At 45.4% G+C, this 12,122-nt stretch carries 12 protein-coding genes; 1 reads left to right on the forward strand and 11 read right to left on the reverse strand.

All coding sequences use genetic code 11. The features are described 5' to 3' along the window. The 10 genes from yqeC to GX654_13420 form a co-directional block, all read right to left on the reverse strand. A partial coding sequence (gene yqeC / locus GX654_13375; protein NLD37852.1) for a putative selenium-dependent hydroxylase accessory protein YqeC occupies positions 1–999 on the reverse strand: 999 nt, incomplete at its 3' end. 79 nt (positions 1,000–1,078) lie between these two features. Beyond that, positions 1,079–1,360, reverse strand: coding sequence for a MoaD/ThiS family protein (locus GX654_13380; GenBank protein NLD37853.1), 282 nt, complete (start codon positions 1,358–1,360; stop codon positions 1,079–1,081). Between the two features lie 159 nt (positions 1,361–1,519). Then, positions 1,520–3,121 carry an FAD-binding oxidoreductase gene (locus GX654_13385; GenBank protein NLD37854.1) on the reverse strand — a complete coding sequence of 534 codons (1,602 nt, stop codon included), beginning with the start codon at positions 3,119–3,121 and terminating at the stop codon, positions 1,520–1,522. Position 3,122: 1 nt separating this feature from the next. Then, positions 3,123–4,457, reverse strand: coding sequence for a (Fe-S)-binding protein (locus tag GX654_13390; GenBank protein NLD37855.1), 1,335 nt, complete (start codon positions 4,455–4,457; stop codon positions 3,123–3,125). A gap of 11 nt (positions 4,458–4,468) precedes the next feature. Then, on the reverse strand, positions 4,469–5,926 hold the full coding sequence (locus tag GX654_13395; GenBank protein ID NLD37856.1) for an FAD-binding oxidoreductase: 1,458 nt from the start codon (positions 5,924–5,926) through the stop codon (positions 4,469–4,471). 133 nt (positions 5,927–6,059) lie between these two features. Next, positions 6,060–8,336 (reverse strand): molybdopterin-dependent oxidoreductase, encoded by a 2,277-nt coding sequence (locus GX654_13400; GenBank protein NLD37857.1) that lies wholly within the window; start codon positions 8,334–8,336, stop codon positions 6,060–6,062. A 31-nt stretch (positions 8,337–8,367) separates the two neighbouring features. Further along, positions 8,368–9,240 carry a xanthine dehydrogenase family protein subunit M gene (locus GX654_13405; protein NLD37858.1) on the reverse strand — a complete coding sequence of 291 codons (873 nt, stop codon included), beginning with the start codon at positions 9,238–9,240 and terminating at the stop codon, positions 8,368–8,370. Positions 9,241–9,263: 23 nt separating this feature from the next. Then, positions 9,264–9,743: a (2Fe-2S)-binding protein gene (locus GX654_13410; GenBank protein ID NLD37859.1), complete on the reverse strand. Its 480-nt coding sequence runs from the start codon at positions 9,741–9,743 to the stop codon at positions 9,264–9,266. Further along, a complete protein-coding gene (locus GX654_13415; protein ID NLD37860.1) occupies positions 9,744–10,391 on the reverse strand; it encodes a TetR/AcrR family transcriptional regulator in 648 nt (215 codons plus the stop codon). Between the two features lie 195 nt (positions 10,392–10,586). Beyond that, positions 10,587–10,784, reverse strand: coding sequence for a hypothetical protein (locus GX654_13420; protein ID NLD37861.1), 198 nt, complete (start codon positions 10,782–10,784; stop codon positions 10,587–10,589). A 193-nt stretch (positions 10,785–10,977) separates the two neighbouring features. On the opposite strand from GX654_13420, the gene pncA reads away from it, so the two are divergent. After that, a complete protein-coding gene (gene pncA / locus GX654_13425) occupies positions 10,978–11,583 on the forward strand; it encodes a bifunctional nicotinamidase/pyrazinamidase (GenBank protein ID NLD37862.1) in 606 nt (201 codons plus the stop codon). Positions 11,584–11,655: 72 nt separating this feature from the next. Here pncA and GX654_13430 read toward each other — a convergent pair whose 3' ends face one another. Beyond that, entirely contained in the window at positions 11,656–11,853 is a 198-nt protein-coding gene (locus tag GX654_13430; protein ID NLD37863.1) for an addiction module protein, read from the reverse strand. Between the last annotated feature and the right edge of the window lie 269 nt (positions 11,854–12,122).

The raw sequence follows: 12,122 nt of genomic DNA on the forward strand, positions 1-12,122 counted from the left end.
CTTCATGGAACTGCTCTGCCCTGTCTGCCATGCATTATTAACAACCCTTTTCAGTTCAGGATATTCATTGTCGTTAATAAGCGGGAGATCCGGTTGTGTAACAATGATTATCTCATCAATAATGGAGGCCAGGATATTTTCTATCACAATAGAGACAAGGGTTTTACCCCCTATTTGAAGCATCTGTTTTGGCTTACCCATCCTGCTTGACCCGCCCGCAGCAAGTATTATCGCTGTAACATGTCCATTACATGTAAATGGTTTAATAAATGTTCGCTCTTTATGGGAGGTGATAATAGTTTTCTTAACACCCCCGTCAAAAAGGAAGGATGAAATCTCCCTTGCTGTCTTTATATCATCCCTTGTATCAGCCTTGTTAATAAGGGGAATAAATGCGGCATCTTTGGGCACCCCCTTCATGCCGCCCATGGGGTGAAGCAGCGTCTTTGCTATGACTTCAGGGGTAATAATCGCACCTTTCTTAAGCCCTGTAATCTCAGTAATCCTATCTGTTCGGTGAGTCCATTCTTCGTTAAGGGGCTTATTGACCACTTCAGCGCCCACAACAGGTATCACTATTGTGCTTAAGGGAGGGATTACAGGCTCATGATCATTGGGCGCCTTGAACGGAAGGTTTCTTGAGCCATCCGCTTCAACAATCGTGACATCGGCCAGTCTGCTCATATCAGGGACAAGTAATGGATCAAGGCCCTTTAATTTTTCTTTATCATGTGAATCCGCCACCACTAGAGGGTTTACATATTTAAAGGTGCGCTCCAGATCATTTGGGTCTTTTGTAAGAAGCAGTGTATACGAATCATCAGGAGGGAAAATATGTGTTGTTGTGGTAATGATTACCTTTAAGCCGGATTTTACCAGCTCTTCGGCAAGATAGTACATTGTTGTAGTCTTACCTCCACCCCCCACAAGGGAGATTACATCTCCTGATTTTATGCCGATTGCACTGGATATAGATAATGCCTTGTTCTCTTTATTCATCTGATACCTTAATCAATAATATTTTTAACCCTGCACCTTGCGCCCTGCGCCTAGAACCTTGAGCCTTATGCTCAAATCCTCACCCCCCTGATATAGGTAGATGGAGGTTTATCTCATCCGTATCCTGAAGCACATAATCCATGCCTTTAAGCACATTATTTACAAACACGTGGAGCAGCATATCATCCCATTCATGGGAAGAGCCTATGGATGATAAACGATTAAGCAGATCAAGTACTGTAGCCCCTTCATCAAACTCCATGATCACCTCATGGCCATCCTGGAAGCTTTCAAGGAATTCCTCTGTGGCGCCAACAGCGAAGCTTGATTTTAGTTTTATTTTTATTTTTTGATCCGCCATATTTGTATATCTTTTGATTTGAGAGGATTGCCAGCTCGGTAGATGGGCACGGTGCGCCGTGCCCCTACGTTTGGAATCGATTGAGAATAAAATGCTTTAAATTTATCTGTAGGGGCACGAGGCATCGTGCCCTTGCCTGCATCATAACCCCGACAAAGATTATTCCGGTAAATCCTTTGGAACCTCCCAGTCTATCATATGCTGCATCCAGGGCGCCCTGTTAACAAACACATCATGTGCAAGGGGAACCGGCGGATGGGACATCCATTTCGGGTCAAACTCATTCTTAACCTTGAGCATGAATGTATGATAATTTGGGCCATACTTCGGCCCTGTAAGGTACAATGGCTGATGAGGGCCAAGCAAAGAGGTATAAAACCTCTCTTTTATATTCATCTTGGATGTATCAAGATAAAACTGGTCAACACCATCAGTATTATCATCCTGATCCCAGTATACAAGGAACTCCGAGTAACCCTGATGCCCCATCTCAAAGCTCTGGAACCATCCCGGATCGCCATAATCAGGCATAAGGGGCGGGGTGTATCTCTTTTTAACATCTGCGTATGATTCACCATGTTCTGTTGCCTGTGACATGGTTTCTATAACATAATCAACAGAGACATAACCTCCGCACATGAGCCACATGCCTGCTGAGTCTGCATTCTTTATCCATGATTCATCAGAGGGCTTGGTTCGCCTTGCAATGCCACCAACCTCCTGCATAATATCCATGAGCACGTTTTCATCGTATGCCATCTGCTCTTCTGAGGTGTAGCCAATCAGAAGCACCCTTACGATAAAAAAGTTTGAGATACTCTCCTCATTTTCCTTTCCCCATATATCCCAGAACTCCTCCTTGCACTCTGCCTTGGCAATGGCCCTCCAGAAGAGGGGCACCTTTGTTACTGCGCCTGCTATCTCGGCGTGTCCGATATTCTTCATGGCTGTTACCTGTGCCTCTTTGTTGGGTACCGTGAAGTTGATCCATTTAACCCGCTTTTCAGGCAGTTCCAGTGCGGTATTGGGTGAAATACCGGTCGGTACAAGCCTTTCAGGCTGGAAGGGCAGTGTCTTTATTGCCATCCTTGTAACAATACCAAGGCAGCCTCTCAACCCTGTATAACCGCGCAAAAGCCCCCTCAGGTCAGGGCCGGGGCTTTCACCCCAGAATGGGTCTTCACCCTGGGCAAGTGAACCTAACCTTAATATCTCCCCATCCGGCAGTACAACCTCGGTGCCCAGGATACGCCTGTGAGGGAGACCGATCCTGTGGCTAAGAGGAGACCAGCCATCACCAATAAGGTTTGCTATTGCTGAGGCCTGCGCACCACCGCCCCCTATTACCACGTATGCCCCATGCTTCATGCACTCTTCCTGTATGGGTGAATAGATTACACCGGGGCCTACCTCCACATAGAAATGCTTTTCATCCAGAATAAAATCATCCATCCTTTTTAGATCAATCAAAAGTGCATCTTCAACATGGGGATGTGATTTTGGCCCGTAAAAACCTGTGCTGTATGGCACATATGGCACATCATTCCGGTAGCATACCTTTACTATCTTTTGCACCTCTTCGGTTGTTTTGGGCATGATAATGCAGCCCGGTATGGTCGTCATTACACGCTCATAACCGAGCCCGTTTTCATAACCGCCCGGGCCGCTCCTGTAACTCTCACAGACTACAGGGTCACTGGATATATAATCCTTACCAACTATTGTTTCGAGAACAGTATATATTTCATTTGCTATAGCCATATTAAACCTCCTGACCTTCTATGGCCGCACAGATTACTTCAGATATATCAAGAATCTGTACCTTTTCACCCTGCGCATCAACAGCGCGGGAAAAATTGTTTTTGCACCAGGGGCATGCAGAGACAAGTGTCTCAGCTCCGGTATCCTTTACCTCTTCAAGCCTCTGGTCAGCGGCCCAGGATGAAAATTCCGGAAATGCCTCTTCTGTGCCCCTTCCAGCGCCGCAGCAGAAGGTGTTTTCTCTTGTTCTTGGCATCTCTACAAACTCTACACCAGGTATGGCTTTTAGGATATCCCTTGGTTCACTATACAGGCCTGATGTACCCCTTCGTCTTTTAAGCCTTGGCTCAACACACCCCATCCAGCCACGTTTTCCCTCATATGGTGTCCAGGGGTCGCACAGGCGGCTCACACTGCATGCATCATGATATACGACACGTGAATCAAAAGATTTTTTAAGTTTGAGACTCCCATCCTTTAATTTCTGATCAGCATATTCCAGAAGATGCATAACCTTAAACCCAAGCTCATCAGTTGAGATATCAAGCAGCTTGGGATAATCCACCTTCCACATGCGGTATCCTTCAGCACAGCTTGTTATCAGCATTTTTGCGCCTGACTTTTTCACCTCGGCAATATTACGTTCAGCGATCTTTCTTGCCTCGTCCAGCATGCCTACTGAAAAAATCTTGTTTCCGCAGCACCATTCATCAGCCATGAGCATGTAATCATCACCGCATGCCTTGAATATCTTTGCTGTAGCCCTTGCTATCGACCTGTTTTCATATGAGGCATTACAGCCCACATAATAGAGTATATCTGCCTTTGCTGATGGTGCAGCTTCCTTTTCTATCCATTCTCTTCTCTTTTTATTTTCTGCACCATAACAGTTACAGGAATTTACTATTCTTTCTGTCATCTCCTTGTGGGCAGGCATTGGCCCCACACCGTCCTTTACGGCCTTTACCCTGAGAGCTTCAAGGGTAAGCCCTATTTCAAGGTCAAGGTTTCTCTTGCAACCCACATCACATGCCCCGCATAGTGTGCATGCATACATGATCTCAAGGGCCTTTTCATTCCAGCCTAAAACACCCTCTGCCATTGCATGGCCTATCCTCATCTTTCCATAGGCCCCGTATGAATCAAATAAATACTTTGTTGCGCTGGGGCAGCGGGTAGTATATTTTGCGCCTGGCATATAGGTATGCTCTACCCATGTGCATCCCTTGCATTTGATGCACCTGCTCATGTCATAAACGAAATTCTGAATATCATTTATGTCCAGCTTGAATTCAGATTTTGGTTTGTAGTATCTAACTTTTAGCTCTTTTGTCATTCTTTAACTCCTTAAAAACACAGGTTCCCTGGATTCATAATATTTTTTGGGTCAAAGGTCTTTTTAAGCCTTTTTAATGCAGAGGCATATGAAGCGGCCTTATCATACACGATAGGGGCCAGATCGCCATATGGCCTGGTAAAAACAGCGCCCTCACTTAAAAGAACCTTTGCAGCATCCTTGTAAAGCTCTGCTATAACCTCGGCCTCGGCCTCATTATCAGGGTTATAGAAGAAACTGAATTCCGGTCTTGCTGCACGATTGTGCTCAATAGGCTGGATATACATCCCTATATCATCTATCGGATAACCGTACTGGGCCGCAATATCCTCAACAATATCTATAAACCTTGAGACCATGTTGGGCCTTGTATGAAAGAAGAGATTCTGGCATGCACCCTTAACGCGGTTTTTCCAGTATGGCACATCCTTTGGCCAGGGTTTCCTTAAAATATCAATCATCTTCTTCCTTAAACCAGGGAACCCTGGCAGATTTTCACCTAAGCGCAAGTCAGAAAACTCATTCTTTATTACATCTGTTAAGAAGTTTTCTTCATAGGCGATCTTTTCTTCAGGCCGTCTTATAAGCCCGCTTATTACAAGGACAAGTGTCCATGGCGGGAGCTCTATCCTGAGCCGCTCAAAATCATCAGGCCAGTTGTGAGAGATAAGGGCTGCAAGATCAGTATCATTTAGCAGCAGCACCTCCTGACCTATCCTGCGTGGTAGTATGCGATACAAAAAATCAATACCATAATCAATGTCATCCAATGGGGCAAAAAGCACCTTATCTATTTTAGGGATAGACTCTATCTTGAGGTTTGTCCATGTAACCACACCCATTGTCCCCTGCGCGCACTGGAAAAACCTGTAAAAATCAAGACCGGGGCCTGAAGGGTTGCCGCCCTTTGACTGTGAATCAGGATAACCATTTACGCTGGCTGAGCCCATCCTGAAAACTTCACCTGTTGGCCACACCACCTCCATTGCCTCAAGGGGCTCGCCATAATCATAGACCTGGTTTGTGGGTTCTTCACGTTCCATAAAATCGGTGAGCACAGAACGCTCTGCATGGGGTGCAAGGGGCATTATCACCCTGTAGCCTGCCTTTTCAAGCTCAGTGGTAAGCTTCTCCCATGTAACACCCGCCTCAAACCTTACACGGCGATTATCAGGGTCTATCTCAAATATCCTGTCCATTCTAACCATATCAAGTATGACTCCACCCTCTTTGGGTATGGTGGCGCCATAAAAATGGACCCTTGAGCTGACCGGCACAACAGGTGTATTGAACTCATTACATATCTTTATTACAGCAGATACCTCTTCGGAGTTCGCTGGCCTCACTATATAATTGGGCATACCGGCCTTTGTATAGCTGAAATCAGCGGAATACTCCTTTAACTGCTCGCTGTTGTCAGAGTAGTTTTCTTTACCAACAGCCTCAGCCAGTTTTTCTTTTAGATTCATAAAAAATCCTCCATGTTTTTAATCAAGCACAGATTTATTGTCTTTGGAAAAGCAAGACAATAAAAACTGTGCCTGTTTGAATTTTTATCTTGAAACATGAATTAAACGACCTGTTAGTTTTTAGACAGGTCGTTTAATTCAATGAATCCTTTTTTCCCTTCAACACCTTTTCAGGGGTAATGGGCATATCCATACACCTGTACCCTACCGCATTGTAAACGGCATCAGCAATAGCAGGCGCTGTTGGCCCTACAAGCCCCTCACCTGCCTCCTTTGCGCCATATGGCCCCTCCGGTTCATATGTCTCTATACAGATTGACTCACTTACAGGCATGTCAAGGGCGCTTGGCATCTTATAATCAAGGAATGTTGTATTAAGTGTTTTACCCTTTTCCATTGCAAACTGCTCTGAAAGCACATAGCCAAGGCCCATATGAATAGAGCCTTCAAGCTGGCCTTCAACAGAGACCGGGTTAAGGACAGTACCGCAGTCATGCGCTGTCCACATCTTTTTAACCTCAACCTTTCCTGTTTTTTCATCAACCTCAACCTCGGCAACCTGTGCACCAAAACTGAAGGCAGGTGTCACCATTCCCATACCCCTTGGCGTATAGGCTCCTCTCGTAACAAGCGGCACACCCCTGTTGAACTTCTGGGCAAGGGCTACTGCCTTGCCAAATGTGAGTCCCTTGTCAGGGCGTACCTGGCTGAATATGCGCCCATCTTTACATTCAAGCTCATGGATTACATTAAGGTTAAAGTGGGCGGTTACAGCGCCAAAGAGTATCTCTTTCATCTTTTTGGCCGCATCTATTACAGCATTACCTGCCATTAGCGTAACCCTGCTACCCCATGATCCAAGGTCTGCCTGAGGTGTTGTTGCAGTGTCAGCAGAGGTAATCCTGATGTCCTCCATCTTTAATCCAAGCTCTTCAGCAAGTATCTGGGGCAGTATTGTATCAGAGCCCTGACCAATGTCAGCGGCCATTGTAAGGAGGTGAACTGTGCCATCATCAAATGCCCTTAATTCAGCGGCTGAGAATGGGTACTGGGTGTTAAACCAGTTGAAGACACCGCCTGATATAAAGCTGTAACAGCCAATACCAATACCCCTTCCCTTTTTGGGGTTCTTCCTCTTCTCATGGTATCCGCTCACCTCTATAACCTTGTCAAGACACTCTGAAAAGGCGCAGCTGCCAATGGTGGAGAGTTCAGGGATAACATCACCGGTTTTCACCGCATTCATCCTTCTGATCTCTATCGGGTCAATCCCCAAATCATCCGCGATAAGGTTCATCTGTGTCTCTGTTGCAAAATATGACTGTGGAGAGCCAAAGCCCCTGATTGCGCTGGATGGCGGATTATTTGTGTATACATGCTGCCCCAGGAACCTGTAGCTTTTATACTTATAGAGCATGAGCCCGAAATTACCGCACAGGAATGTAGCGGTTGGCCCCATTGCATTATATGCCCCGCCATCAAGGAGTATTCTAAGGTCCTTTGCCACAAGTGTGCCGTCCTTTTTACAGCCGACCTTTGAAAAAAGCCTCATGGGGTGACGCCTTCTGCCTGTTGCAAGCTCCTCCTCCCTTGTAAGTGTAAATTTTACAGGCTTGCCGGTTTTTTTGGCCATAAATGCAGCGCACACATCCCATTTCCTTAACTCCATCTTTGCGCCAAAACCGCCGCCAACATGGGGTTTAATAACACGTATATCATTTTCCCTCATACCGAGTGCGCTTGCAAGCAGGCACTGCACCATGTATGGAGTCTGTGTTGATGTCCAGAGTGTGATCTTTCCATCCGGGTCGCACTTGGCAAGCGATGAGCATGGCTCAAGGTAGCAGGCGCTTATTGCATGTACATTAAATACATCCTCGCGTATGTAATCACACTCGCTGAATGCCTTATCCAGGTCACCATTGGCCACCTTTCGCACAACACTGATGTTGTTTTTAAAAGGGTCATGTATAACAGGAGCGCCTTTTGCCATGGATGTATCTATATCAAATGATGCGGGCAGCTCTTCATACTCCACCCTGATAAGGCTTAATGCCTCTTCAGCAATATCCTTATCTATTGCAGCCACCGCAGCAACCTCATCACCAATAAATCTAACCCTGTCAATTGCGAGGGCGGTTTCATCCTGAGTTTCAGTAAACAGGCGCCAGTTACCAAACTTCACATCAGGCAGATCCTTCCCGGTTATTACACACTTTACTCCCGGCAGGGCCTCTGCCCTGCTTGTATCAATGTTCAGAATCCGGGCATGTGCATAGGGGCTCCTGAGCAGGCGGCCATGCAGCATCCCTGGCAGCATTATATCATCTGTGTACTGTGCAGCACCTGTTGCCTTATCCCTTGTATGGTTTCGTGGTACGCTTTTGCCGATTATATCGTATTTGTCCATATTATCCCTTCCTGTATCATAAAGGCCGCTGCTATTTGGCGGACCTTCTTCTTGATTCATCAATGGCCCTGCCAGTAAGGACTGCTACCATAAGTGTCCTGTACTCTTTAGTTGCCCTCATATCTGTAATAGGCTTACACTCTTTGGATGCCTCTATCCCAGCGGTCTGAAGCAGTTCTTCTGTGATCTTTTTACCCTTGAGAAGCGCCTGGGCATTACTGGCCATCATCGGGGTTGGTGCAACCGCGCCAAGAAATATTCGAGCATCCTCGCAGATGTCACCCTTCATAACAAGCATTGCGCCAACGCAGACAGCGGAGATATCCACCTTACCCCTTGCGGAGATATGCTGATATGAAGTGCCTGAACCCTCTGGAGGCACAGGGACATTGATAGAGGTAAGCAGTTCACCCTGTTTTAAAACAGTCTGACCAGGACCGGTAAAAAACTCATCAAGAGGTATTATTCTTTTACCATCCATGCTCTCAACTGTTACACCCGCACCCATCGCCAGAAGCACAGGGGCGTTTTCTGCTGAAGGGGCGGCATTGCAGAGGTTACCAGCAATAGACGCCATATTCCTTATCTGTACATTTGCGGTTGCAGCCGCTGCATCAGCAATAGCAGGATATTTTTCCTTTATTAGCGGATGATTTTCTATTTCTGTAAGCGTCACTGTTGACCCTATTACAAGGCCATCTTTCTCATCAAAGGTTATTTTATTCAGCTCTTGTATCTTTTTTGTATCGATAACAGCGCTGACATTAAGTAGCTTACGTTTAATCTTTATTAAAAGATCAGTGCCCCCGGCCATAAACATTGCACCCTTGCCTGCTTTAGCAGCAAGACTGCATGCCTCTTCGATTGTCTCAGGTGCATAGTAATCAAATCTTGAAAGAGCCATTTTATGTATCCTCTTTTATATATCTATTGTTTTTCTTTCATTGTTTCCGAGGCGCTGTGGATCGCCTCTACTATCTTGTAATATCCTGTGCAGCGGCAGAGATTACCTGATATGGCGGTCCGGATTTCCGGCTCTGTAGGTGAAGGGTTTTTGCTAAGCAGGTTTAACGCAGACATCTCCATCCCTGCTGTACAGAACCCGCACTGGATAGCGCCCTTTTCTATGAATGCCTCCTGTATTGGATGCAGCTCCTCACCGGACCTGGCAAGTCCTTCTACAGTGGTAATCTCTTTTCCTACGCAGGCAACCGCGAGTGTCAGGCATGAGCTGACAGAATCACCATCAATCAATACTGTGCATGCACCGCAGTCACCATCGCCGCAGCCAAGTTTGGTGCCGGTCAGGCCAAGGTCTTCCCTTAAGACTTCATTCAGTGTGCGTGATGAATCACATGCGACCGTGTAATCATCACCATTCACCTTTAATGTAATAAGATGTTTCATCTAATTATTTTCCTCCTTATGTTTCTTTTTAATCCCTCTTGCCAATACCTCAAGTGCAATGTCACGGGTTGGATTGATATGTGTCTTCCCTGTTATCTGCCCCTTGCTTCTCTCCACCTGCATGATCCCAAGGAATGCGCTCCAGATCACCTCTGCCAGTATTCTTGGATTGCAGTCTATGAAAATCCCCTGGGACACCCCGTATTCGGTTATCTTATGCTGATATGTAACAGCGTTTGACCCTGCTTTGTACAGCATATTGCGGAGATCAGGGGAGAGGTTTCTCACCGCCTCATTCTGATGAAAAAACATGGATGCATCAAAGGCCACAGGGTCATTCTCATGAAACTTTATAAAACAGCCCCACAGCTCTTCAAGCAGGGTCTCCTTTATGGCGTCTCTGCGCTCATATACATCACTTAAGAGTGAACAGAAGTAATCCATGTAGGCCATTATGGCGCTTATGAATATCTCATCCTTGTTCTTAAAATAGAGGTAGAGCGCTGCCCTGCTTATCTCGGCGCGCTCTGCAATCTTGTCCATGGTGATGGAATAGTATCCCTCTTCATTATATATCTCCATGGCAGCCTCTACCGCATGCTCCCTGCGATGCTGTTTTTCCCTTTCCCTTCTTTCCGCAACACCCATTTTATAGCCTTTTTTTCATATATTGACTGGAAAATAATCTTTTTTTTCCAGATTTAACCTCTTTTTTAGACAGAGCGTCCATATATTAGATGTAGAGTTCAATTTTGTCAATAAGGATTTTTTTATCTTAACATATCAATGACATAAGAGATTATTTTGTGCCTGATTATTGGAAATAAAATGTAGGGGCAGGCCCTATGCCTGGCCGTCCGTAGCTTCTCCGACCACCATAGCTTTAGCGAAGGCGGCTGCCTGCCCGTTAAAGATAGCAGAATCCAGAAACTCCGGGCAACCACAGGGGGTTGCCCCTACAGGTATACTATAATGCATCTTTGATAATGACCAATTTTTAACCAGCACATCAGGGATTCGATAAAAAAACCTATTTACCACGGAGGACATCCGCCTTCGTTGAAGCTATGGCGGGACAGGCGGGGAGCACAGAGAAGATTTTTTTATTTTAAATCTCTGTGACCTCCCTGTCCCGGCATAGCCCTGGCGACGAAGGCTGTGTCTCTGTGGTGAAATAAATTTGCATAAGATGCATAACCCTGTCTATAATCACCTCATTTTTCAGGAGGACCCAATGAAAAGAGCACTTATACTTGTTGATATTCAGAATGATTTTATTCCGGGTGGTGCACTTGCTGTTGTAGGGGGGGATGAGGTTATTGCTGTGGCAAACAGGGCGATAAAGGATTTTGACCACATAATCGCCACACAGGACTGGCACCCTGCGGACCACAAATCCTTCGCGAGTCAGCATAAAGAAAAAAAGCCCGGTGAGTTTATTGAACTAAACGGCATCCAGCAGGTACTCTGGCCTGATCACTGCATTATGGAAACAAGGGGTGCAGAGTTTGCACCGGGGCTTGATACAGGTTCATTCACAAAGGTGATAAGAAAGGGCATGAACAGGGAGATAGACAGCTACAGCGGCTTTTTTGATAATGCACAGAATCATGCAACCGGCCTGGAGAAATATTTAAGGTCACAGAAAATAACCGATCTATATATAATGGGCCTCGCAACCGATTACTGTGTAAAATTCACCGCCCTTGATGCAAGAAGGCTGGGGTTTAATACAAACCTTATTATTGAAGGGGTAAAGGGTGTTGAGGTTAATCCTGGCGATTGTGATAAAGCAATAGCGGAGATGAAAAAGGCGGGGGTTATGGTGGTAAAGCAGTAAAAATACGAATGTTGAACATCGAACTTCCAACATCGAACGTCGAATGAAAGGCAAAAAGACCGAATCAAAAATTTATTTGTAAAGAACGTGAAAATCAAGCAACCTTGACTTGTCATCCTGAACAGCGCTCATTCTGTCCTTAACCTCTGCAATCCACGCCTCACGAACAGGCTCTTCTTCATAATCGATACTTGCCAGAATCAACTCTGCTAAGGCTACTCTTTCATTGGTTGGTATTTTCAAAGCTTCGTCTAATATTTTAGTAACCATATACCTGAAACCTTGTATTATTAAGGCTTAAACGATTTATTTTATAAAAGATAACCGGATATTTCATTAAGGATAATTCTCAAATTTGGTGAATTTGAGATTAATATCTCATTATTTGAAAGATGTTTATGTTCAATAAACTTTAGGCTCCTCACAAGAATTTGTGGGTCAATTTTGGCATAGGTAGCTTTCCCAAGCCATGATATAGAGCCAGCTTAAATGTGTTTTCAGTACGATAACCAAAAGCCCTATGGCTAATAACTTTAGCC

The organism is Desulfatiglans sp. (assembly GCA_012513605.1).
Classification (GTDB): Bacteria; Desulfobacterota; DSM-4660; order Desulfatiglandales; family HGW-15; genus JAAZBV01.

What these genes read in the sequence shown, in the direction of transcription:
- GX654_13380 (NLD37853.1), bottom strand. Translation starts at nt 1,360, where the DNA reads ATGGCGGATCAAAAAATAAAAATAAAACTAAAATCAAGCTTCGCTGTT.
- GX654_13385 (NLD37854.1), bottom strand. Translation starts at nt 3,121, where the DNA reads ATGGCTATAGCAAATGAAATATATACTGTTCTCGAAACAATAGTTGGT.
- GX654_13390 (NLD37855.1), bottom strand. Translation starts at nt 4,457, where the DNA reads ATGACAAAAGAGCTAAAAGTTAGATACTACAAACCAAAATCTGAATTC.
- GX654_13395 (NLD37856.1), bottom strand. Translation starts at nt 5,926, where the DNA reads ATGAATCTAAAAGAAAAACTGGCTGAGGCTGTTGGTAAAGAAAACTAC.
- GX654_13400 (NLD37857.1), bottom strand. Translation starts at nt 8,336, where the DNA reads ATGGACAAATACGATATAATCGGCAAAAGCGTACCACGAAACCATACA.
- GX654_13405 (NLD37858.1), bottom strand. Translation starts at nt 9,240, where the DNA reads ATGGCTCTTTCAAGATTTGATTACTATGCACCTGAGACAATCGAAGAG.
- GX654_13410 (NLD37859.1), bottom strand. Translation starts at nt 9,743, where the DNA reads ATGAAACATCTTATTACATTAAAGGTGAATGGTGATGATTACACGGTC.
- GX654_13415 (NLD37860.1), bottom strand. Translation starts at nt 10,391, where the DNA reads ATGGGTGTTGCGGAAAGAAGGGAAAGGGAAAAACAGCATCGCAGGGAG.
- pncA (NLD37862.1), top strand. Translation starts at nt 10,978, where the DNA reads ATGAAAAGAGCACTTATACTTGTTGATATTCAGAATGATTTTATTCCG.
- GX654_13430 (NLD37863.1), bottom strand. Translation starts at nt 11,853, where the DNA reads ATGGTTACTAAAATATTAGACGAAGCTTTGAAAATACCAACCAATGAA.